18 protein-coding genes are annotated in these 23,457 nt (G+C 55.8%); 10 read left to right on the top strand and 8 right to left on the bottom strand.

Features of this window, described 5'->3' with window-relative positions; genetic code table 11:
- Nucleotides 1–161: 161 nt before the first annotated feature.
- The 3 genes from HFN16_RS05040 to HFN16_RS05030 form a co-directional block, all read right to left on the bottom strand.
- On the bottom strand, nt 162–1,076 hold the full coding sequence (locus HFN16_RS05040) for a tetratricopeptide repeat protein (RefSeq protein ID WP_168889671.1): 915 nt from the start codon (nt 1,074–1,076) through the stop codon (nt 162–164).
- A 468-nt stretch (nt 1,077–1,544) separates the two neighbouring features.
- The gene (locus HFN16_RS05035; RefSeq protein WP_168889670.1) at nt 1,545–2,192 is read right to left on the bottom strand and encodes a DUF1641 domain-containing protein; all 648 of its coding nucleotides are present in this window, start codon (nt 2,190–2,192) and stop codon (nt 1,545–1,547) included.
- Nucleotides 2,193–2,195: 3 nt separating this feature from the next.
- The gene (locus HFN16_RS05030; protein ID WP_168889669.1) at nt 2,196–3,440 is read right to left on the bottom strand and encodes an FAD/NAD(P)-binding oxidoreductase; all 1,245 of its coding nucleotides are present in this window, start codon (nt 3,438–3,440) and stop codon (nt 2,196–2,198) included.
- Nucleotides 3,441–3,532: 92 nt separating this feature from the next.
- On the opposite strand from HFN16_RS05030, the gene HFN16_RS05025 reads away from it, so the two are divergent.
- From HFN16_RS05025 to HFN16_RS05015, 3 genes are all read left to right on the top strand, one after another.
- On the top strand, nt 3,533–3,727 hold the full coding sequence (locus HFN16_RS05025; RefSeq protein ID WP_168889668.1) for a hypothetical protein: 195 nt from the start codon (nt 3,533–3,535) through the stop codon (nt 3,725–3,727).
- 173 nt (nt 3,728–3,900) lie between these two features.
- Nucleotides 3,901–4,788: a formate dehydrogenase accessory protein FdhE gene (locus HFN16_RS05020; protein WP_168889667.1), complete on the top strand. Its 888-nt coding sequence runs from the start codon at nt 3,901–3,903 to the stop codon at nt 4,786–4,788.
- Between the two features lie 42 nt (nt 4,789–4,830).
- The gene (locus HFN16_RS05015; RefSeq protein ID WP_168892262.1) at nt 4,831–5,724 is read left to right on the top strand and encodes a transposase; all 894 of its coding nucleotides are present in this window, start codon (nt 4,831–4,833) and stop codon (nt 5,722–5,724) included.
- 52 nt (nt 5,725–5,776) lie between these two features.
- Here HFN16_RS05015 and serB read toward each other — a convergent pair whose 3' ends face one another.
- Nucleotides 5,777–6,985 carry a phosphoserine phosphatase SerB gene (serB, locus tag HFN16_RS05010; RefSeq protein ID WP_168889666.1) on the bottom strand — a complete coding sequence of 403 codons (1,209 nt, stop codon included), beginning with the start codon at nt 6,983–6,985 and terminating at the stop codon, nt 5,777–5,779.
- 1,157 nt (nt 6,986–8,142) lie between these two features.
- Nucleotides 8,143–8,313, bottom strand: coding sequence for a MarR family transcriptional regulator (locus tag HFN16_RS05005; RefSeq protein WP_168889665.1), 171 nt, complete (start codon nt 8,311–8,313; stop codon nt 8,143–8,145).
- A gap of 269 nt (nt 8,314–8,582) precedes the next feature.
- Here HFN16_RS05005 and HFN16_RS05000 point away from each other — a divergent pair, with 269 nt between their 5' ends.
- Nucleotides 8,583–10,238, top strand: a complete 1,656-nt coding sequence (locus tag HFN16_RS05000) for a SpoIIE family protein phosphatase (protein WP_168889664.1) — start codon at nt 8,583–8,585, stop codon at nt 10,236–10,238.
- Here HFN16_RS05000 and HFN16_RS04995 read toward each other — a convergent pair.
- A complete protein-coding gene (locus HFN16_RS04995; protein WP_168889663.1) occupies nt 10,225–11,709 on the bottom strand; it encodes a serine hydrolase in 1,485 nt (494 codons plus the stop codon). The two genes, HFN16_RS05000 and HFN16_RS04995, sit on opposite strands and share 14 nt — an antisense overlap.
- Before the next feature lie 117 nt (nt 11,710–11,826).
- Here HFN16_RS04995 and HFN16_RS04990 point away from each other — a divergent pair, with 117 nt between their 5' ends.
- Nucleotides 11,827–13,233, top strand: coding sequence for a transporter substrate-binding domain-containing protein (locus tag HFN16_RS04990; RefSeq protein ID WP_168889662.1), 1,407 nt, complete (start codon nt 11,827–11,829; stop codon nt 13,231–13,233).
- Between the two features lie 434 nt (nt 13,234–13,667).
- The gene (selD, locus tag HFN16_RS04985) at nt 13,668–14,714 is read left to right on the top strand and encodes a selenide, water dikinase SelD (protein ID WP_168889661.1); all 1,047 of its coding nucleotides are present in this window, start codon (nt 13,668–13,670) and stop codon (nt 14,712–14,714) included.
- 24 nt (nt 14,715–14,738) lie between these two features.
- On the opposite strand, the gene HFN16_RS04980 is transcribed toward selD, so the two are convergent.
- A complete protein-coding gene (locus tag HFN16_RS04980) occupies nt 14,739–18,200 on the bottom strand; it encodes a PAS domain S-box protein (protein WP_168889660.1) in 3,462 nt (1,153 codons plus the stop codon).
- Between the two features lie 140 nt (nt 18,201–18,340).
- On the opposite strand from HFN16_RS04980, the gene HFN16_RS04975 reads away from it, so the two are divergent.
- The 3 genes from HFN16_RS04975 (at nt 18,341) to rocD (ending at nt 20,842) form a co-directional block, all read left to right on the top strand.
- A complete protein-coding gene (locus HFN16_RS04975) occupies nt 18,341–18,820 on the top strand; it encodes a rubrerythrin family protein (protein WP_168889659.1) in 480 nt (159 codons plus the stop codon).
- A 100-nt stretch (nt 18,821–18,920) separates the two neighbouring features.
- Nucleotides 18,921–19,640 carry an FCD domain-containing protein gene (locus HFN16_RS04970; protein WP_168889658.1) on the top strand — a complete coding sequence of 240 codons (720 nt, stop codon included), beginning with the start codon at nt 18,921–18,923 and terminating at the stop codon, nt 19,638–19,640.
- A gap of 2 nt (nt 19,641–19,642) precedes the next feature.
- Entirely contained in the window at nt 19,643–20,842 is a 1,200-nt protein-coding gene (gene rocD, locus HFN16_RS04965) for an ornithine--oxo-acid transaminase (protein ID WP_168889657.1), read from the top strand.
- Nucleotides 20,843–20,951: 109 nt separating this feature from the next.
- Here the strand turns inward: rocD and HFN16_RS04960 are convergent, their stop codons facing one another.
- Nucleotides 20,952–22,466 (bottom strand): methyl-accepting chemotaxis protein, encoded by a 1,515-nt coding sequence (locus HFN16_RS04960; protein WP_168889656.1) that lies wholly within the window; start codon nt 22,464–22,466, stop codon nt 20,952–20,954.
- Between the two features lie 215 nt (nt 22,467–22,681).
- Between HFN16_RS04960 and HFN16_RS04955 the strand changes: the two genes are divergently transcribed.
- Nucleotides 22,682–23,437 carry a transporter substrate-binding domain-containing protein gene (locus HFN16_RS04955; RefSeq protein ID WP_168889655.1) on the top strand — a complete coding sequence of 252 codons (756 nt, stop codon included), beginning with the start codon at nt 22,682–22,684 and terminating at the stop codon, nt 23,435–23,437.
- Nucleotides 23,438–23,457 lie beyond the last annotated feature (20 nt).

Below are 23,457 nucleotides of genomic sequence, written 5' to 3'. Positions count from 1 at the left end.
GCCGCGCTCGGCGGCATTCGATTTGGTCAGCTTCTAGGCTTCGTGCTCAAGGGCTGGTGCAGGGGAGTTATGTGTATGTGTGTCGCTATGGGGAGCTTTACGTTGTAGGATTAAGGCTTTGTTCTTCCGTCAAATTTTGAGCGAAGCCAGCAAAAAATAGTTTATTGTGGATATTTGTTTTTGCCGGCTAGGATAAGTTTTTCAGCTTGTTCTCTTTCCGATGATGTAATTTGACTTTCTATGCTATCCAGCATTGATCGTATATCACTCCAGTCATGTGTATTCCCCAGCGACAACCATCGGTAGGCCTGAACCAAGTTTTGCTTGGTACCATGCCCTTGATAATAGCACTTTCCGACTTTTCTCATGGACTTAGTATGACCTTGTTCCGCCGCTTTCAGAAACCAAGACAGCGCAGATTCGTATAATTTTTGTTGAAAGAACATGTCTCCAAGATAGTACTGGCTTTGTGGGTCGTTTAAGGAATCTGCCTTATCAAACCATTTGATTGCACCGTCTAAATCCACCTCTCCTTGCAGGCCATACCCAGAAAGAAATCCCAACATAAGACAAGAATCTTTATTTCCTGACAGTGCTGCACTCTTGAAGATTTTAAGTGCTCGCTGAGTATCGTGCGGGAAACTCCGGTCTTCAGACCCGAAATAAAGGGTTCCAAGAAAATGCTGAATATCTAGGTCTCCAAGGTCTGCTCCTTTATGGTACCAGTACAAGGCTTTTTCAACGTTCTTGGATACTCCCAACGCTTTTCTGTAAAGCTGCCCCATCAAAAACATGGCTTCAGTGTTCCCTTTGTTCGCGGCAACCTCAAAGTATGTTCGAGCTAGGGCATAATCCTCTTTTTTCATAGCTTGAAGTCCTGCCTGGACCGTGGGTGAATCCGAATAATAGATCTCATTCACCCATTTTTCAAATTGTTCAATGTCTCCATTGTTGAGGGCTTCAACTGATTTTTCAATTGCAGTCGAATTTTGGGCAAGGGGAGATGCGAGGCTTGCAATAGGGTTCAGAAGTAGCATTAAGCAGCCGATGACTATCAATGGGCAATATTTGACCATAAAAATCTCCTGGCGGAAAGTTAACATACAGGATTATCTTTAAGTAGATGCGGCATGCTGCACGAATAATGTGATACAAGCAACTATCTATAATTGCGTCTATTTGTTTTGTTAGAACCAGCTTGGCCACCTCGTGAGTTCTCGCCAAGAATCTGATCCAAATAGAATGCCTTGCATCGTGCTGCGCGACGTTCGTCGCTGCCGATAGCCGAGTTGTGTCCGGCGGCATTCGATTTGGTCAGCTTCTAGGCTTCGTGCTCAAGGGCTGGTGTTGGTTCTTGGATGGAATGTGGTGGGATTGAGTGCCGTTCGGAAGGAAGAAACTACCGGTAAGTTCGTCCAGATTCGAGCGAAGCGAGCGACAAAAAGTTTAGGAAGGGAGAGGGGATGGGGGTCTGGGGGAAGGGGAGAGGGACAACCCTTCTCAAAGGGTTTCCTTCTCCCCTTCCCCCAGCCGCCGGAGGCATCCTACGCCGGAGGAGCCATGGCCTTGGTTAATTGCAGCAACAACCCCATGCCTTTGCGTACGTCTTCGTCGGCCATTGCCTTGAAGAGGTCGACGGCGCCGAGGGCTTCGAGTTCGGCAATGTCGACCCGGCCGGGGATGGAGGCCATGTGGTCGAGGAAGCTGGCGGCTTGCGGGGTGCCGAGTTTCTGAAGCGCGCCGGTGAGGTTCACGAGGGTTGTACCGATCTGTTCGATCTCTTCGGCGGAATAGGTCTCGGCCAACCGTTCGAGGGTGGTGAGGCCGGCGGTGAGGAGATTGAAGACGCCCTTTTGTTCGAGCTCGTCGAGACGCTGAATGTAGTACGGCACGGTGATCTTCATGAGCGGCTCGGCCGTGTCCACGAAGTCGATGGCGTTTTTGAGCTGGTTCAGGGCGTAGTTGATGTTGTTGATGTTGCGGAGCATGTTCTTGCCCAGTCGGGTCAGGTCGGAGAGCTGGAAGTCGGAGTCGATCTCGGCGAGTTCGACGATGACGTGCTTGACCAGCTCGTTGACGCGTGGGGTCAGCTCCTCCTTGAATTCGTTCATGGCGCGGGCCGATTGGGCCATGGGCGTCATGAGTGCTTCGAGACGGTCCAGCCGTTCGAGGATTTCGTCTTCGCGAGTCATGGTCTAACCCTCCTGCTCCACGTAACGGCGCACCTTGCCTGCCAGATTCATCTGCGGCTCCAGTGGCAACTCCAGTCCCTTCATCATCAGGTTCCAGTACACCCAGCGGAACATCATCTTGCCCCAGTAGTTGCCAAGGGACTCCTTGAGCAAGTCAAAGGGTCCCATACCCGGGAAGGGGAACATGCCGGGAAGCGGCTCCACGGTATAGTTGAAGTCCAGCAACACCGCCTTGTCGAAACCGGAGGCGAGGAAGCAGGTGGCGTGGCCGTCAAAGGTGGGCTTGGCATCGTACCCGTCAATCTCGCGGATGAGATTGTTCACCACCGTGGTGGACTGGTAGTGGGCGGTGGACCCGGCCTTGGAGGCGGGCACGTTGGTGGCGTCACCCAATACGAAAACACGATCATGTCCCTCGGCCTTGAGGGTGTGGTTGTCGGTCTGCATGAATCCCATGGGGTCGCCCATGCCGGAATTCGTGATCGCCTTGTCGCCGAGATTGGGCGGGATGGAGACGAGCAGATCGTATCCCACGTCGCGACCGTCGGCAGAGAGAATCTGCTTGTTCTTGGCATCCACACTGTCCAGCGCGAACTGGGTCGTGACCTTGATGTTCTTCTTCTCGGCCAGCTTGGAAAGCGCCTTGGTGGCCACGGGCTTGGTGAAAACACCGTCCAGCGGCGTGACCAGCTCGATTTCCACATTGTCACGCACGCCGTTTACCGTGAAGAACCAATCCGCCATGAACACGAACTCCAGCGGCGCGATGGGACACTTGTAGGGCACGTCCGCGATGTTCAGGACGATCTTGCCGTTGGAAAAATATTTCATTTGCTTGCGCAGGGCCGTGGCGCCGCCCAGAGAGTAGAAGTCGAAGATGGTGTCGCGCCAGCCGTCCATCATGCCGTCCACTTCGGTGGGATCGATGCGTGCGCCCGAGGCGATGACCAGCCAGTCGTAGTCATAGCTGCCCTTGACGGCCTCCACCTTGCGGCCCTTGGTGTCGATGTTGGTGACGGTGTCGATGACGAAGTTGACGCCCTCGGGGATGAACTCCCGCTTGGGTTTGAGCACGTCCTTCTTGGAATAGATGCCGAACGGTATGAACAGATAGCCCGGCTGGTAATGGTGCTTCTCGTCCCTGTCGATGATGGTGATATCGAATTCTTCTTCATCCAGTTCTTTTCGCAGCAGATTGGCGACCATGGTGCCGCCAGCACCCGCGCCCACGATGACGATGTTCCGCATGTTCCAACTCCCATGGTTGAGGTCCGAAACGGGCGCGACAACCCCCATGCTGCCGCACTTCCGGGTCTGGAGAGACTTGTTTCATTCATAGCATGGAAATCGTCATGGAAACAAAGGGGCTGATGCAATTTATCACCCCTATGGCAAGGTTGCCGGGAACACTTACTAATTTGATCGGGATTGGTGTCAGAGCTATTGAAAAAGCTAATGCAAAGAGGAAATTAACCAATAAGAAAAAATATAACGCCTTTTGTCACATTCCCGGAACATGCTGTATTTTTGATTGAATTAGTCGGGATTATGCCCGTTTGAGCATGATAATGATTTTAATATAGTCATTTATTACAGTTTGTTGTAATAAATGGTGTCAAACCTTGAGTAGGTGTCAAGGCTTTGGCAAGATAGGGTTGGACCCATAGGTTTTTACCCACACTGGAAAATACCAAAAGGGGATATACCAATGGAATTCAACGTGGAAGAAGCCGGGCGTCTGCTCGACAAGAAGTTGGCTCAGTTACGAGGCAAGTCTTATATATCCGAGGAATTGATCAACCTGCTGGATGAAGTGGCGCATCTGCAACTGGCCGCGCGGGCTGAAGTCAAGGTGTCCATTCCCGATGAACTGGAGATTGCCTCTCCTGAACAGATTATTCAGGGCGTGTCCTTGGTGGCCCGCGAAGATTTTCCCTATGACGCTGCCCAGGCCGAAGAGCTGTTGGGCAAGCTCATCGACCTGCTCAAGAAAATGGAAGGCCCCCTGGCCGATGCAGCCAAGGGCGTCGAAGCGGCTCTCGAATCCGGCGACCTGACAGCGGAAGGGCTGTTCTCCAAGTACATGCAGGACGACTCCACTTTCTTTGGCTCCTGGGCCGAGCGGTGTCCCGATGCACCCAAGGCCATCGCCTTTCTGGCATTCGCCTCGCTGGCTCCGTCCATCGAAGCAACCGCCGCGGTCCTGTCCTTAAGCCTGCCCGATATGAAGGTCCCGGCTGTCGGCACCTGTCCCATCTGTGGCAGCCTGCCGCTCATTTCTTCCCTTGAGGAAAAGGAAGGTTTCCGTCACGCCACTTGCTCCTTCTGTCGTCACGATTACCGCATCAAGCGCCTCGCTTGTCCGGTCTGCGGCGAAGAGGAGCAGAAGAAGCTGACCTTCTTCACCGTGGACGAGGAACCCGGCTTCCGCGTTGATGTTTGTGAATCCTGCAAGACATATATCAAGACCATTGATTTCCGTGAGTTGGACCGCGTGGCCATCCCGGTGCTGGATGACCTCGATTCCCTGGCGCTGGACTATGTGGCCGCTGGTCAGGGCTATCGCCGTGCAACTCTTTCCGCTTGGGGATTCTAAACGGGAGGGCCTATGTCCGCCGAATTACCGTTTCGCAAGAATATGACTGTTATACCACCCAGCTGCATACCTGATGCCCCCGGCGGCTTCGACTCTCTTCTGGAGAGCGACGAAAAAGCGCGGGAGTATCTCCTCTCCCTCACCTGGCCCACGGGCGATGCCTTCTGTCCCCGCTGTGGCCACCGCAAGGTCTACACCTTGTCCGGTGACCGTCTCCGCTGCGCCAGCTGCAAGTACACCTTCCAGCCCTTTTCCGGTCGCTGGATCAACAACGGTGCGCTTTCACCTTCTGAATGGCTGCATCTTGTGACCCTGTTCGTGGACGAATGTTCCGTCCACCAGATGAAGCAGAAGCTGTCTCTGTCCTACAACACGGTCTACAAGGCGCTCACTGCCATCCGCTTCGCCATCCTCGCCCATGCCATCGATGCCCGCCAGCTCATCAGCTCGGCCACCGGCCTCGATTCCTATCTCAAGGGCAACCGTCTTACCGGCGGCCCCCGCGAGATGCGCATGGACACCATCCCGGTTTACGGCATCCTGCGTCGTGACGACCACGTCTTCATCGACTTGGTGCCCGGTTTTCAGGCTGAGACACTGTTCCACTTCCACATGAACTTCCACCTGAAGCTCATCCGCACCGGCAACCTCGTCTACACCGATCGCTACAAGGAATACGATGCGCTGATGTTCTGCGGTAACGATTCGTTGCCGTACGAGGTTATCCGTCGCTATGACGAGCCGCCTCACATCGACGCCGTGCACGATGAGTTCTGGGAGTTTGCTCAGTCCCGTATCAAGCGGTTCCGGGGCATCTCCTGCCAGCGGTTCCCGCTCTATCTCAAGGAGCTGGAGTTCCGCTTCAACAACCGCGACAAGTCCATCGCGGAGATCATCACCGCGTATTTATGCGCGCTGGTACCCTCATCCGAATAAAAAAAGGGAGGCCAAACGGCCTCCCTTTTCTTTTTCTCAATCGTAATTTGATCTAGTCCAGCTCTCGATCGCTGAAGCCGATCAGGTAAAGGATGGAGTCCAGCCCGAAGGTGGAGATGGACTGGCGCGCGCCTTTCTTGACCTTGGGCTTGGCGTGGAACGCGATGCCGAGGCCTGCCAGATTCAGCATGGGCAGGTCGTTGGCGCCGTCGCCCACGGCAATGACCTGTTGCAGGGCGATGGATTCCTTTTTCGCGATCTCCTGGAGCAGTTCGGCCTTCTTCTCGGCGTCCACGATATCACCCACGGCGTTACCCGTGAGTTTGCCGTCGATGATCTCCAGCTCGTTGGCGTAGACGTAGTCGATGCCGAGCTTCTCTTTGAGGATGTTGCCGAAGTAGGTGAACCCGCCGGACAGGATGGCGATGGTGTATCCGAGGCTCTTCAGGGTGGAGATGAGCTTCTCGGCACCGTCGGTCAGTGGCAGGCGGTCTGCTACGGTTTGCAGCACGGATTCATCAAGGCCGTTGAGCAGGGACAGGCGTTTGCGCAGGCTTTGTTTGAAGTCCAGTTCGCCGCGCATGGCGGATTCGGTGATGGCGGCCACTTCATCGCCCACGCCCGCTTCCTTGGCCAGCTCGTCGATGACCTCTGCCTGAATCAGGGTGGAGTCCATGTCAAAGCAGACCAGACGGCGGTTGCGGCGGAAAATGTCATCTTCCTGGAAGGCGATATCAGCCATGAGGTCGGCCGAGATGTCCAGGAACTTGGAGCGGATTTCGCCGATATCCTTGGGTGTGCCGCGGACAGTGAATTCCACGCAGGCGCGGGAGCATTCAAAGTCGCCACAGTCCAGAGGCACGCGACCCGACAGGCGGTGGATGGTGTCGATGTTCAGGCCGGATTCGCTGACCACTTTGGTGATGGCCGCAATATGTTCCGAAGAAATGGTCTGGGCCAGCAGGGTGATGATGTGGCGCTGACGGTCGGCCATGTCCACCCATTTGCCGTAGTCGGCTTCATCCAGCGGGTGAAGTTTCATGGTGACGCCCAGTTCATGGGCCTTGAACAGCATGTCTTTCAGGACTGGCTGGGAATCCGAGGGCAGGCGGATAAGTATGCCCAAGGTAAGGAAATTATGAATGACCACCTGGCCAATGTCGAGGATGGCCACATCGAAGCCGGCCAGCACTTCGGACAATTCCGAGGTCAGGCCCGGTCTGTCGTTGCCGGTCACGTGTACCAATATGAGTTTTTCCATCGAAGTCTCTCTCCCTTCAAAAGATGGGCGGACCTTCGCATAAATCGCGGCGGCAGTAAACGTGTGTATTTTGGCCTCCGGCGGGCCCTCGCCAGCGGGGCCTCCTCGCCGGAGGGGCGTCTCCGACGGCTTAAGAACCCTTTGGGAAAAGGGTTCTTAAGAATCTCCTAAACCTTTTATCGCTCGCTTCGCTCGGGGACGGATTTTTATCCAAGTTAAATATGGTCAATCAACTTTTGTATGAGATCTTCGCTTTTCTTTCCATCAATACTACTCCACGAAGCCAATACGTTGAATAAAAATGAAGATATATGCCTGATATGATCGTAGTGACAGTCGTTGTAATTGATTAATTTAAAGATGTTTTCTTGTAGGGTGACAAATTGTGTATGACATCTGTCATCGGTGAAAGTTACAGAGTTAAGAACACAACTTATATCATTATATAGCAACTTTAAGTCGATGTGGATGTCATAGATATATCTATTGTTTTCATCCAGTCCATTAAGTGCATCATACCATCTCTGCCTATTGTCGTCGCTGAAATAGGCTTTGAACTTATTATGATCACATAGTTCATTAACTAGTTCATAGTTCGCAGCGGTCCCTCCCGCAGCATAAAGAAGGTTGCAAATAGTATTTTGTTTAAACGATTCATATCGTTTTCTCATGTTGTCTTTAATAATATTTCTTTGTTGTGATTCGGGGATGTGCACGAGTAAAAACCAAAAAAATATGGATATTAAATAGCCACATGAGAAATTGAATATGATTGAGTTCCCATATTCAAATGGTTGAAACAGTGGAGCTATCCATGTGCCTTGCAGAAAGGGCAATAATGGGTCGTTGCTTCCAACGAAAACACCCAAGACAACAACTGGGAGTGATAATTTAAGTAATCTCAGCATACGTTTCGTTTGAAAAATGTTTGTCTAATTATGGGTGCTATTATCGGCTTGTTTGGGTTGTGGTCAATGTATGAGACAATGGTTCATGCGTATTAATGTAATGATAGTTTTTTGAGCGGTTGAGTTTGGATTAATTATCCTCCCTCCCAAAAAGGAAACCCCGGTCTCGGGGGCGTGAGACCGGGGCTTGAGGGACAGTGAGGTTGTTTTTTAAAGGAGGGTTATGGCTCTTTAAAATTTCTGGTTTGTTTATGCGGGTTGGTAGTAGCAGCGTTTGGGGGACATTACCTTGCCGGCTTCTTTCAGGGTCTTGATGGCCTTGGAAACGTCTTTACTGTCGACGCCGAGGGTCTTGGCCACTTCACCCGGACGAACCGGCTTGCCTGCTTCTTCCATTGCTTTCAGTACGTTCTCTTCCATGATCTCTATTTCTCCATTAGAAAATTGCGTTCAATTGATATTAGGAATCATTCACAAATTAGGAATGATTGTCAACAAGAAAAGGCAAAAAAAATGCAGTTTGTAACATTTCGCATTTCAGGGGAATGTCGTATGTTGGATTCAGCCTCTGAAATGTTTGGAGAATTTTCATTGTTTTCAGAGTGTAAAGCGAGACTGGGCAGGTTGACCTGTCGGTATGGATACTTATTTAAGGGGAATCCGACCATCGCGAAACGAATAGAGATAATATGAGCAACGATAGCAATACATCCAGAGAAGAGCTGGCCATTGAGGTGGCGAACCTGCGTGCGCAACTGGCGGACGCGGAGGATACGCTCGTCAAGCTTCAGGAAAAGATGAGCCAGGGCGAGGCCGTTTGCAAAAACGAGATCGAGCAGATGCGGCAGACTCGCAAGACGCTGGGCATCGCCAACCTGATCGTTGAGAATTCCCCTGCGGTGCTCTTCCGCCGTGAAGCCACGGAAGATGCCACTCTGGTGTACGTCTCCGAAAATATCAGCCAGTGGGGCTACGATGCCGCCAAGTTTCTGGATGGCTCCATGGTATTTCAGGATATAGTTCTGCCCGAGGACCATCCTCGTCTTGAAGCCGAGATTGTCGGCTACCGTGACCAGGATGTGGAGGAGTATGCGCAGGAATACCGAATTGTTACGGCAGACGGCAACGTGCGATGGATTTCGGATGAGACTTCGGTCATTCGCGATGAGAACGGCATCAAGCTGTTCAATCAGGGTGTGCTCATGGATATCACCCGTCGCAAGAAGGCCGAGGAGGCCCTCGCTGGCAGTGAATACAAATTTCGACGCACCCTTGAGACGGCTGGTGAAGGCTACCTCATGCTGGATAAGAATCTGCGCATGGTGGAGGTCAATGATGCCTACTGCCGCATGCTCGGCTATGAGCGTGAGGAAATGCTGGGCAAGACCACCTATGACTTTGCCACGCAGGAGTACAGGCGGTTTCTGGAAGCCAACAAGGAACGCTTTCTGAAGCAGGAACACCGTCGCTTTGAGGGGAGCCTCTACCACAAGGACGGTCATGTGGTCCCGGTTCTGGTGAATGCCAATACGCTGCGCGACGAGGACGACGAGTTTATCGGGCATGTCGCGTTCGTGGTGGACCTGACCGAGCAGAAGAAGGCCGTTGAGCTGGCGGGCGAGGTGCAGAAGAGTCTGCTGCCCGGTGTGGCTCCGCGTATTCCCGGTCTCGATATCGCGGGCAACTCCGTGGCCAGTGAGATCGCTGGCGGTGACTATTTCGACTATCTGGAAGGACTCGACCCGGAACATCCCTCGGTTTCTGTGGCCGTGGGCGATATCTCCGGCCATGGCGTGGATGCGGCCCTGCTCATGACCACGGCGCGCGGCTTCCTGCGCATGCGTGCGGCCCAGCCCGGCAGTCCGGGCCAGATCGTCACCGAGATGAACCGCCATCTGGCCACCGATCTGGACGGTTCCGGCCGGTTCATGACACTTTTCTACCTGACCATGGACCCGGAAAATCAGAAGGCTCACTGGGTCCGTGCCGGACATGATCCGGCCATGATCTATTGCCCGAAGCTGGATTTCTTCACCGAGCTCAGCGAAGGCGCAGGGCTGCCCCTTGGTGTGCTCAAGGAGTCGGATTATGTGGAGCAGGCCAACGAGATGCACCCCGGCCAGATCATCGCCATCGGTACGGACGGCATTTGGGAAGCCCGTAACCGTGAAGGCGAGATGTTCGGCAAGCAGCGTTTCAAGGACGTTGTGCGCAACACCGCCGATCTCTCCGCGCAGGAAATCATGGACGCTGTCTTCGAGGCCGTGCGCAAGTATACCGGCGGCTCCAAGCCCGAGGATGACATCACGCTGGTTATCGTGAAGTACGGCTTTACTGACGAGTAAATTCGGCCAGCCCGTCGTAGTTGACCTCTCGGATGGAGATGCGTTGCACCTCGTTGTCCGGGGTCACGTCGAAGTCGAAGTGATACTCGGGAGAGCCCGGGTCCATTTCCGCCCAGTCCCCACTGAAAACGTGCCCGTTCCGGTGCGCAATTTTGATGCGTACCTGTTGCGTCGCTCCCATGGTCACCATCAGGTCGTCGCCGTCGCGCTCGACGGAAAGTTTTCCGTAAACCGGGCTGATATAGGTTCCGACATAGCTGTCCAGCGGCAGGCCGGGCAGCTTGTGGGCGGGGTCGGTTTCCTCGTCATCCTCGTCGGGCGCATTGAGGAATGTGGCGCTCCAGTCCGCCTTGCGCCCGGACATCATGTCAAAGAATTGCAGCCCCAATGCGTCCGCCAGCTTGTGGTGTCCGAGATTGGTCAGGATGACCACGGCCATGTCGAGATCCGGCGAAAAGCCCACAAAGGAGCAGATGCCGGAGGTGCCGCCATTGTGCCAGATGACATCGGTCTTGTTCAGGTCGGTACGCAACCAGCCTTGCGCGTAGGCTCCATAAAACTCACCCATCTTCACCGGCGTGCGGGGCGCATGCATATACGCGGCGGCATCTTCGCTGAATATTCGTGTCTTGCCGAGTTTGCCTTTGTTCAACTGTGCGGCCGCCCACCGGGCCATGTCTGTGGCCGAGGAGTTGAGCCCGCCCGCCGGACCATACACATAGGGCCATGACAGCAGCATGGAGCCGAGCTTGATGGATTGGGGAGTGCCGTCCACCAGCACATGGAGGTCGGCGCTGTCTTTGGCAAAGGTCAGCCCCGGCTCCGTCAGGGAGGATGACGACATGCCAAGCGGCGTGAGGATGCGTTCATGCATGAGCTGCTCCCATGTCTGTCCGGTCAGCGTCTCTTCCACCTTGGCTCCGGCCACGAACAGGTTGTTCACGTAGGAGAAGTTGTCCCGAAAGGAGTATGTCGGTTTGATGTATCGCAGGGAGTGGATGATGTGGTCCCGGTCGAATCCGATGAAGCTTTGCAGGTCGCCCGCATAGGCAGGCATGCCGCTATGCTGTGCGAACAGGTCATGGATGCGGAATTCCCGCGTCACCCACGGGTCGAACATCATGAAACCGGGAAAGTGGTCCACCACCCGGTCGTCCCAGCCCACTTTGCCTTCATCTACCAGTGTTGCCATCAGGGCCACGGTAAATGCCTTGGTGGTGGAGCCCACCTGAAAGATCGTGTCCTTGTCCACCGGCCGATTCTCTCCGTAGCGCTTGGTGCCGAATCCCTTGGCGTAGACGGTCTTGTCCCCTTTGACCACGGCAATGGCCATGCCCGGTACGTGCCATTTAGGCATTTCGCGGATCGCGTACTGCTCGAAGTGGGCCATGGTTGTGTCAAAGGAGACCGCCATGGCCGGACTGCACAGGATCGGCAGCATCAACAGGCAAAGGAGAAGTGGGCGCAGCATGAGAAAACCTCCGGGTATATAGGGGTGTTCATGCCTGTTTTGCCTCTTTCCGGCAATGATAAACGCGGGTTGCACTTGCTCCTATCCATGGGCTACCTTGTTCGTATAGGAGGTTTCATGTTCGTACGATTCGTTGTCTTGTGCCTGTTTCTGATACTGACAGCCTTGCCCGCCGCGGCCGCGCCGGACAGTTTGACCCGCATGACCGATCCATGGAAAGGGGATCTGACGCAGATCATCAAGGAACATCGGCCCATTCGCGTGCTGGTGAGTTACAACCGCACCAACTTCTTTCTCGTGCGCGGTGCCATGCGCGGCATGGAGTACGACCTGATGCAGGCATACAAGAAGCATCTGGCCGCAACGAACAAGACAATGCATCCGCGGATGGTCTTTGTGACCGTCCCCTTTGACGAACTCATCCCGGCCCTGCTGGACGGACGCGGCGACATTGCCGCCGCCGGGTTGACCGCCACGGCCGCCCGCAAGCGGGATGCCGCTTTCACCTCGCCGTATCGCACCAACGTTGATGAGATCGTGGTGGGCTCATATCGGGCCGCGCCCATCCACAAGCTCGAAGATCTCGCCGGAAAGACCGTTCATGTCATGGCCGGCTCCAGTTACGCCACGCATCTGCGCACCCTGAATCATCAATTCAAGCGCCGGGGTATCAAGCCCATCGATGTGGTGGAGCCCGATCCGCACCTCGTCACCGAGGATCTTCTGGAGATGGCCGAGCGCGGTATCATCAATTACACCGTGGCCGATTCCCATCTGGCTGAAATCTGGAAGAGTGCCTTGCCCCGTCTCAAGTTGTTCAAGGATATTCCGCTGCACAGCGGCGGTGATCTGGCGTGGGCCGTGCGCCCCGGCAGCAAGGCGCTGCTCAAGAGTCTCAGCGAATTTGCCAACACGGTGCAGCAGGGAACGCTCATGGGCAACATGGTGTTCAAGCGGTATTTCGTGAACTCCGACTGGGTGAAGGACCCCAACGCCCGCGAGGACAAGGAACGCTTGCAGGAGCTGCGCAGTCTGTTCGAGAAGTACGGTGAGATGTACCGTTTCGACTGGCTCAAGCTCGCGGCGCAGGCCTATCAGGAGTCACGCTTCAACATGGACACCAAGAGTGCGGCGGGAGCCGTGGGCATCATGCAGGTGCGTCCTGCCACGGCCCTTGATCCCAACGTGAACGTAAAGGATTACAAGACCCTTGAAGGCAATATCCACGCCGGGGCCAAGTATCTTCGCTTTCTGCGCGACAACTATTTTCAGGACGTCGCGCCCGAGGCCCGTGTCGACTTCGCCCTCGCCGCCTATAACGCCGGACCGGCCCGTGTGATCAAGCTCCGCAAGGCCGCCCGGGAGATGGGTTTGAATCCCGATCTCTGGTTCGCCAATGTCGAGTGGGCCGCTTACAAGGACATCGGTACCGAGACGCCTTCCTATGTCGCCAATGTGCAGATGTATTACGCCGCCTACAAGTCCATCGCCAAGACACTCACCGTCCGCGGCAAGGTGAAGTAAGAGGTCCTTGCCGGACGGGTCGCTTCGCCAGCGGGGCCTCCTCGCCGGAGGGGCGTCTCCGACGGCTTAAGACCCCTTTGGAAAAAGGGTTCTTATCTCTGCTGTCTTTATCCGTAACCCTCGAAGACTCGGGAACGGCTGAAGCAAGAATCTCCTAAATCTTTTGTCGCTCGCTTCGCTCGGGGCTCTTCGGTCTCATCATTTTTTCTTTTTATTGTTTATTATCTCAACCTTTGACGGTTCGAGAAGATGAGCATCTTTTGAGTCTTCCAAATCCGCGCGGATGCGCCACCAAAAAGTTTAGGAAGGGAGAGGGGATGGGGGTCTGGGGGAAGGGGAGAGGGACAACCCTTCTCAAAGGGTTTCCCTCTCCCCTTCCCCCAGCCGCCGGAGGCATCTTCCTTTCTCTCCAAGTCTCTGATAAAACTTGCGTCATGACGAAATTGAAATTGGTGAGCACGGTCCGCGCGGCCGGTTGAGCCGCCAAGATCGCTCCGGGGGACCTGGAGCAGGCGCTTTCGGGCTTGGGAGCCCGCCCTGACAACCGCGTTTTGGCCGGAGGCCCCGGCGATAACGAGGACGCTGTGGTGTTGTCTTTTCCCGCGGGCAAGGCGCTGGTCCAGACCGTGGATTTCTTTACCCCCATCGTCAATGATCCTTACAAGTTCGGTCGCATCGCCGCGGCCAATTCCCTGTCGGATGTCTACGCCATGGGCGGTGAGCCGTGGTCGAGCATGAATATCGTCTGCTTCCCCATCAAGAAACTGCCGGGCGAAGTGCTGACCGAAGTGCTGCGCGGCGGCAAGGATGCGGTGGAAGAAGCCGGGGCAGTGCCTTCCGGCGGCCATAGCGTGGAAGACGATGAACTGAAATACGGCCTCGCCGTTTCAGGACTGGTCGATCCTGATGGATTTGCCTCCAACCGGGGCGTACGGCCTGGGGATGAACTGCTCCTGACAAAGCCCATCGGCACGGGCGTGCTGGCCACGGCGGTGAAGGGCGAGTTCGGTGACACCGACGCCATGGAAGATCTGCTCTTTCAGGTGTGCGGACGACTGAATAAGTCGGGCGGAGAAGTCATCAGCAGGCTTGGTCTGATGGGAGCCACCGATATCACCGGGTTCGGTCTGGGCGGTCACCTGATCGAACTGGCCGAAGCGAGCAATGTGCATATCGAACTGCGCATGAGCGATGTGCCGCTGATTCAGGGCGCGCTGGAGATGGCTTCCATGGGCATGCTGCCTGCTGGGTCCATCTGCAACCGCAACCACTACCTGCCGAAAGTGAGCGTGGCGCAGGGGCTGGACGCCGTGAATGTGGACATGATGTTCGACGCCCAGACGTCGGGCGGCCTGATTCTGGCCGTACCGCCTGAGAAGCTGGACGAGGCCAAGGCCATGCTGCTGGAAGCAGGCGATCTGGCCGCGCACGTGGGCACGGCTCGCGCTGCAGAAGAGAACGCGCCGCTGTCCATCGTTTAGTTCACGATTCCATTGTCGTCGGGATCAAATCTTCTCGGCGATACTATCCAATTCCATACGAAGATCGTCCAATTCGAAAGGCTTGGCGATGTAGCCGTTCATGCCCGCATTGAGGAAACGCTGGCGGTCGCCCTTCATGGCGTGGGCCGTCAGGGCGATGATGGGCAGGTCGAGGCCCAACTCCTCGCGCACCACGCGGGTCGTCTCGATGCCGTCCATGCCGGGCATTTGAATATCGGTCAGGAAGCAATCAAAGCTGGATTTGCGTAATGCCTCGACAGCCTTTTCCCCGTTCTCCACACACAGGACATCGTGTCCGAGCTTCTTGAGCAGACGATCCACCACGATGCGATTGACGTGCTCGTCCTCGGCCACGAGGAGGGAGAGTTTCCTGTCGGTTTGGGAGGATTCTTGCGCGTCAATGACTGACTGCGGGGCAGTGCCGGGCCATACCGCAAGGGTGAAGACAACGTCGGTTCCCTCGTTTTCCTCGCTGCTCAATGTGATGGTGCCGCCCATGAGGGTGACGAGGCGGCGGACGATGCCGAGTCCGAGTCCGGTTCCCTGATATTTGCGGGAGAAGGAACCATCCACCTGAGTGAAGGGATCGAAAATGCGCTCCAGCTTGTCCGGAGGGATGCCGATGCCTGTGTCGCGGACATGGAAATACAGCTGGGTCCTGCCGTCCGGCAAAGGACGTGGCATGGGGTAAGCCTCAACGGTGACCGAGCCCTTTTCCGTGAACTTGGTGGCATTGCCCACGAGGTTGAAGAGAATCTGCCGTATGCGCCCCTTGTCCGCGAGGAAATAGCGCGGCAGGGCTGGGTCTATATGCCACCCCATCTGCACGCCGCGGCTTTCGGCCAGATGGCGGAATACGGAGACAACGGAATCCAGTACATCGCCCAGATCCATTTCCTGCTCGTCGAAATCCAGCTTGCCCGACTCGATCTTGGAGAGGTCAAGGATATCGTTGAGAATCTGCAGCAGGTTGCGGCCGGAGTCCACGGCCGTGTTCACGAAGTCGCGCTGCTCGGCCTTGATGTCGGTCAGCTGGAGAATCTGGAGCATGCCGAGGAGGCCGTTGAGGGGCGTGCGGATTTCGTGGCTCATGTTGGCGAGAAATTCGTTCTTGGCCACGTTGGCGGCTTCGGCTTCACCTTTGGCGCGGATGAGATCCTCCTCCATGACCTTGCGGCCCGAGATGTCGGCGGCCATGTGCATGTGAACCATCTTGCCTTCCAGCCACTCGATGACACTGTCGTGGTTGAGATACCACTTCTTCGTGACCGGATTGTACCGTTCGGAAATCACGGTCCCCTGAGGGCGTCCCTTATTGTCGACCAGATCCGGGATAGGGCAGTGCTCGCAACGGACTGTTTCGCCGCGGAACAGCTCATGGCATTTGAAGTCACCGTCTGGCGCGCCAAAGGTGTGCTGCATGTGCTTGTTGATGAAGAGGACGTCATTGTTTTCCATGTCGGACACGTAGATATCAGCATCGATGCCGTCCAGAATGGAAAGCAGGCGCAGGTGGGCCTGCTTCAACTCTTCAGCTGCCGCGCGTTCCTGAGTCACGTCTCGGCTGGAACCGAAGATGCGGACCACATTGCCTCTGTTGTCCACGTCCGGAATGGCCATGGTCACCAGCAGAACTTCTTCGCCGTCTTCACGAAGAGCCCGGAAGTCAATCTCGGCGGGTACGTGTTCCGTCAGAATGGAGTTCCACGCGCGGGCAACACCGGCCCTGTCGTCGGGATGGATGTAATTGGTGAAGAAGTCGTTGATGGTTGCGGGCTCATTACCGGGTTTGATGCCGTGCAGGCGGCACTGGCCGTCAGTCCAGTAGATGGTGCCGAGGGAGAGGTTTACCTCCCAGCCGCCGGTGAGACTGATGCGCTGCACCTCATTGAGCAATTCCTGACTTCGGTGCAGGGCGGCATCCGCTTCTTCGCGCTCGGACAGGTCATAGGCGTAGGTGAAGAGAAATTCCTCGCCGCCATGGGGCATGTGATAGCTGGTGATGCCAACCGGAAAATTGCTGCCGTCCTTGCGCTGGTGCACGGTTTCGAAGCGCATGGTGCCGCTGTCGCGCCGCTCTTCCCAGCGGGAGGCCCATGACTCGGAAGGTATTAATGGATTGATGTCGGAAATGGTGAGTTCCAGCAACTCCTCACGGGTATAACCGAGATTGAGGCAGGCGCTGTCATTGACGTAAACAAAGTGTCCCTTTTTGTTGATCCAGTAGATATCGATCGGGGCGTTGTCCACGGAGGTCTGGGTCAGACGGTATGCTTCTTCGGCCCGCTTCAGGTCGGAGATGTCGGCGATCATGGCAAATGAGCCTGTGTACTCGTTGGATTCTGACATGAGCGGGGTGGCCGAGACCATTCCCCAACGGGTGGTGCCGTCCTTATGCAGGAACTCGCATTCGTATCGTTCCTTTTGCCCTCTGGCCCGCCGGGAAAAATGTCTGCGCATCTTCTCTGGGTCGTTGGGGCTGAATATTTCCAGGGCGTTTCTTCCGAGAATTTCATGGCGAGGATAGCCGAGGAAGGTCGAAGTTACGTCGTTGCAGAAGACAATATTGTGGTTCACGTCGAGGCCGATGATGCCCTCGTTGGCGGTCTCCACGATGCGGCGGTATTGGATTTCCTGCTGTTTGAGCTGTTCGGTGGCTCGTCGGGATGCGGTGAGATCTCTGATCATGCCCCACAACCCCACGGGGCGCCCCTTGTCATCGTAGGCGGCCCATACCCGTATAGCTACAGGGACATGGGTGCCGTTGCGGTGCAGCAGGGTCGCCTCGAACGTCTGATGATACCCCCCTTTGGCCAGTGGGATGTTGGCAAAAATCTGTTCGATATACTGGATGTTGTTGGGCGAGATGTCGCGCGTGTTCTTGCCCAGTATTTCTTCCATGGAAAGCCCGAGCATGTCGCACAGAGCCGGATTCACGTTGAGGATGGTGCCTTGCATGTCCGTGTAGGCGATGCCGTCGATGTTGGACTCGAACAGTCCGCGGAACCGTTCCTCACTGACAGCCAGACGGTTCTCGTATCTTCGGGATTCGGTAATGTCGTGAAGTATGCAGTGGGAACGCCGCACCTCAAGCGTCATATCTGTAGGGATTCGGCCATTGATGGAGACCAGAATACGGGTGCCGTCCCGGGCGATCATGGTAAATTCCACGGCCGTGGCCACGCCGGTCTCTTTGAACACGGGGAATCGCTGGCGGAAAAGTTCCTTGGATTCCGTGACAAGAAAATCACCGAAGTTGACACCGATGACTTCCTCGCGCTTGTAGCCGAGCAGGTCGAGCCAGGACTGGTTCACATCGGCGAGACAGCCGTCTTCATCCAGACTTTGGTACGGCAACGGCGCGAGCTTCGACGCCCCGGCAACGGTCGCGTTGGCCAGCTCTTTGCGCAGGAATTCGATCTCTTCGAGGAGTTCCGCTTTTGTCTTGTTCTCGTCGCGCTTCATTGGTCTCGCAGTATAGTAAATCGGAATATAGCTGGCTACTCTTACAACAATTTTTATCTCTTTGCCCTTATAAAATAGCCGTGGCATCATATTGTTTATGTTGTGGCCCCTGAGCGAAGAATCGAACGTGGGAGGTAGTGGTGACAAAAAGTGACCAGAACATGGCAGAACTGTTTGCCGAGCGATCCACACAGGCGGCGCGAAACGAGATTCGTGCCCTCAAGGCAGACAAGGATGGCCGCGCAAAGGAAGCGCGTTTCTTCCGTGCACTGGCCCAAGGCCAGAAGGTCCACGCAGCCAAACTGCTCCTGCTCATGCGCGGGTTGGCAGGGTCCACGGACGACAATCTCGCCGCCGCCCTTGCCGAGGTGGAGTCCTCATCCGATGCCCTGAGTGACATGATCATGGTAGCGGCCACGGATCGCAACGCGCTGGCCGAGACTGCCTTTACCCAGTTCATGCGCGCTTCCGACAGCCACGCTGTCCGCCTGAATAACGTGAGCGCGGACGAGGGGAACTATCACGTCTGCTCCATCTGCGGCTTCATCGTGCCGGACACAGTGCCGGAACGGTGTCCCGTCTGCCGTGCCGTACCTGAACAGTTTCGGGCCGTGGAATAGTTTCTCAAGAGATTTTCCTCCTGCTTGACTTTCTGACGTGCTGGACGCATACCCGTAATTGTCGGACAATTAGACAATTGGGTTTACGGAAAGGAAGTCGATGGCGTTTCAAGCAAAAAAACTGAAGCAAAGCAGGCGTTTTCAGCAGGTGGTGGACGAAGTGGAGGCCGCGATCCTCGCTGGTGAACTGGTGCCGGGAGACCAACTCCCTCCGGAGCTGGAGCTCAAGGAGATGTTTGGTACCGGGCGCGGCACCGTGCGTGAAGCGTTGCGCGTGCTGGAGGAGAAAGGGCTCATCGAGATCCGTGCCGGAGCAGCGGGCGGGGCGTTCGTTACCAAGGCGGACCCGGCCAAGCTCACCGAGCATCTGGATCTGCTCGTTCAGGCGCGCTCCATTTCGCCGGAACACATCCGTGAATTTCGTGAGGCCGTGGAGCCCGTGGCCGCATCGCTGGCTGCCGGGCGGGTGACGTCTGCGGGCGTGGACCGTCTCAACGCCGCTTTCCACAAGGCCGAGCAGGCCTTGGACACAGGGGATAGCGCTGCCTTTTTGCAGGGCGACGTGGCTGTCCATGTGACCATTGCCGAACTCACCGGGAACCCGTTGCTCACCGCTGTGCTCAAGATGGTGCATGAGCATGTGCTGGGGGTGTCCGACAACTACGCCCTGAAGGGCGACACCGCTTTGGATGACAACTTGGAAGACCTGCGCGGGCTTGTGCAGGCCGTGGCCGATGGCCGTGGCGATGAAGCAGGCCAACGCGCCATGGAGCATGTTCGCATTTTTCACGGCCGCATGACCGCGGCACAAGGAGATTGATCATGAAATCGAAGGAATACATCCTGCTTGAGGACGAATTTGGCGCACACAACTACAAGCCGCTGGATGTGGTCATCGAGCGCGGCGAAGGCATCTGGGTCTGGGACGTGGACGGCAAGAAATATCTGGATTGCCTGTCCGCCTATTCCGCTGTGAACCAGGGCCACTGCAACCCGCGCATCATGGAGGCCATGTTCGAACAGGCCAAGAAGCTGACCCTCACCTCGCGCGCTTTTCGCAACGATCAGCTCGGCCCGCTCTACAAGGAACTGTGCGATCTGACCAACTCCCACAAGGTGTTGCCCATGAACTCCGGCGCCGAGGCAGTGGAGACCGCCATCAAGGCCGTGCGCAAGTGGGGGTACGAGATCAAGGGCGTGCCCGAGGACAAGGCCGAGATCGTCGTCTGCCGCAACAATTTCCACGGCCGCACCATCACCATCGTCTCCTTCTCGACTGATCCCACTTCCACCACCGGTTTCGGGCCCTTTACCCCCGGGTTCAAGGTGGTCGAGTTCGGTGATGCCAAGGCCTTTGAAGACGCCATCACGGACAACACCGTGGCCTTCCTCGTGGAGCCGATTCAGGGTGAGGCCGGTGTCATCATCCCGCCCGATGGTTACCTCAAGGACATCCGCCGCATCTGCGACGAAAAGGGCGTGGTCCTCATCTTTGACGAAATTCAGACCGGTCTCGGCCGTACCGGCAAGATGCTGGCCGAAGAGCATGAAGGCGTCGAAGCTGACTTGACCCTTATCGGCAAGGCCCTGTCCGGCGGCTTCTATCCCGTCTCTGCCGTGCTCTCCAATACCGAAGTGCTCGGCGTGCTCAAGCCCGGCGAGCATGGCTCCACCTTTGGCGGCAACCCGCTGGCATGTGCCGTGGCCCGTACCGCCCTCAAGGTGCTCTCCGAGGACGGCCTCGTGGACAACGCCGCAAAAATGGGCGCCTATTTCATGGAAGGGTTGCGCAAGATCGACAACCCCAAGATCAAGGAAGTGCGCGGACGCGGTCTGCTCATAGGTGTCGAGTTCCACCCCGAAGCAGGCGGAGCGCGTCAGTACTGCGAACGTCTCAAGGAAGCTGGTCTACTCTGCAAGGAGACCCATGAGACCATCATCCGTTTCGCGCCGCCGCTCACCATCACCAAGGAAGACATCGACTGGGCGCTGGAGCGTATCACTCCGATTTTGAGTGAATAATCCTGTCGGGGTTGATTGGGTGACAGAATCACAAATAAAAACTCCCGCTCCTTGTGTGGACCACAAGGGGCGGGAGTTTTCTTATGCTCTTTGATGATGTGCGACGATGCTAGAAGCGTTCGAAGTCGTCGCCGTTGCCTTCTCCAAGGGCTTTGGGCTTGGCCTGTTGGACGGTGACGCGTGAGGCTGGGCGATTGCCACCCGTGTCGTCACCGGTCTTGAAGAAGTTCATGGTCCGCTGCATGGCCTGGGCCTGATCAGCCAGTTCACTGGAACTGGAGGAGACCTCTTCGGAGCCGGCAGCATTCTGCTGGACGACCTTGTCGAGCTGGTTGATGGCGTCGCTGATCTGGGACACGCCAAGATTCTGCTCACTGGCCGAGACAGACAGCTCTTCGATGAGTTCAGCGGTTTCCTGAATGTCCGGTACGGTCTTCTTCAGCATCTTGCCTGCCTTGTCGGCCACGTCCAGACTGGTGATGGAGAGTTCGCTGATTTCGGCTGCCGCCATGCCGCTTCGTTCTGCGAGCTTGCGGACTTCTGCCGCGACCACCGCAAATCCCTTGCCGTGTTCGCCTGCGCGAGCCGCTTCGATGGCTGCGTTGAGCGCGAGAAGGTTGGTCTGCCGTGCGATCTCTTCCACGATGGCGATCTTCTCGGCGATCTCCTTCATGGCGCCGACGGTCTGTTCGACCGCCTTGCCGCCTTCTTCCGCATCGACGGCGGCCTTGCTGGCCAGAGCCTTGGTCTTTTGCGCATTCTCTGCGCTCTGGCTCAGGTTGGCCGACATCTCTTCGATGCTGGAAGACACTTCTTCCACGCTTGCCGCCTGCTCAGTTGCGCCGGAGGAGAGGCTCTCCGCCGTGCTGTAGAGCTCTTCACTGCCGCCGGCCACGTTGTCAGAGACCTTTTGTACGTCGCGGACAATGCCTGTCAGATTCGACTGCATTGTTCTGAACGCATCGGCCAGATCGCCGATCTCGTCCCGGCTGCTGATATCAATGGAAGAAGAGAGGTCGCCGTTGCCGATTCTGCCGGCAAAGGACTTCAGGTCCTGAATGGGTCTCACCATGGTCCGGTTGATGATCACCGAGAGCAGCAGGATGATGACGGTGTTCATGCAGACGAGCTGAATAAGATTCTCCCAGATGATCCCCTTGAGCTTCTTGTTGACCTTGGAGAGTGACAGGGCAACCGAGACGCCGCCCAGCTTTTCCTTCTCATCCTTCAAGACGTCCTGGGTTTGAATGATTCGTCCTTCGTCAGTGAGCTGTTCGATGGCCGTGACCTTGCCTTCGCCGTCGCGCCCGAGTCCGACAAAGAGGGTGGAATCATCCTTTTCGAGGACAAGGATGCCATCCACTTCATCATCGGTGATTTCGGACATGAGTGCTGATTTGGCCAGATCCTGGTCAAAATCCCATAGCGGGACCACCATGGACTTGGCTACTCGCTCGGCAATACGGATTGATTTGGTTTGGAGCGCTTCCTCCAGAGAGGACTTCTGAGAATAATAGTCATAAATGCCGTATGCTCCCAAGACAACGGTCACCACCAAGGCCAGTGCTGCGCTGAGTTTCAGCTGAATTCCGAGCCTCTTTCCGTTACCGGGTGCTTTTGTCATATGAACTCCTTTGGTGTGCTATGCCATGCCTGAAAAGCGATTCATTTAACTGAGGGTATGTCTTCTTGTAACGAATTTAACATCGTTGTTGCATTAGAAATGTCACTTCGTCTCCGATTGGGGGCAAATGAGTTTTCGGGTCCTGATTTATAATTGTCGGTAGTCTCCTGACTGTTAAATTGGAGGCAATAAAAAATCTAACTCGGGAGACAACTATGAAACGTTTGGTAATCCTTATGCTGGCCCTGGTCCTTTGCGTCGGAGCTGTTGGCGTATCCAAAGCGGCCGGCCCCGATGATATCACGTACATGACCGAACAATATCCTCCCTTCAATTATGAAGAGCAGGGAGAGCTCAAGGGCCTTGCCGTTGATCTGCTGGATGCCGTGCTCAAGGAAATGGGTGCGTCGAAATCCAAGAAGGACTTCAAGATTCTTCCTTGGGCTCAGGGCTACAACCGTGTCCAGTCTGAAGGTAATACCTGCCTCTTCTCCATGACACTCACAGACTCGCGCAAGCCTTTGTTCAAGTGGGTCGGACCGGTTATCGAGACCAAGACCGCCATCATTGCCAAAAAGGGCAGCGGCGTGAAGATTGGTTCTGCCGCTGATCTCGGTAATTACAAGTACGGTGTTATCCGTGACGATGTCGGCCAGCAGCTGCTCGAAGAGGCTGGAGTAAGCAAGGACAAGATGGACATCACTTCCAAGAATGAATCCAACATCAAGAAGCTCGACAAGGGCCGCATCGATGCATGGGCCTACGAAGAATCTTCTGCAAAGTACCAACTGAAGCTGGCAGGCATGAATCCGGAAGACTTCGAAACCGTATACATCCTGAAGGCCGGAACGCTGCAGTTTGCCTTCAACAAGGGCGTCCCCGATGCATTGATCGCTGACTTCCAGAAGGCACTTGAAGCCGTCAAGGCCAAGGGCATTCAGCAGCAGATTGCAGACAAGTATTTGAAGTAGGGAACAACTCTGTTCTCAGC

Origin of the sequence: Pseudodesulfovibrio sp. zrk46, from assembly GCF_012516435.1 — a bacterium.
Classification (GTDB): Bacteria; Desulfobacterota; Desulfovibrionia; order Desulfovibrionales; family Desulfovibrionaceae; genus Pseudodesulfovibrio.
This window is presented reverse-complemented; position numbering and strand designations above follow the sequence as displayed.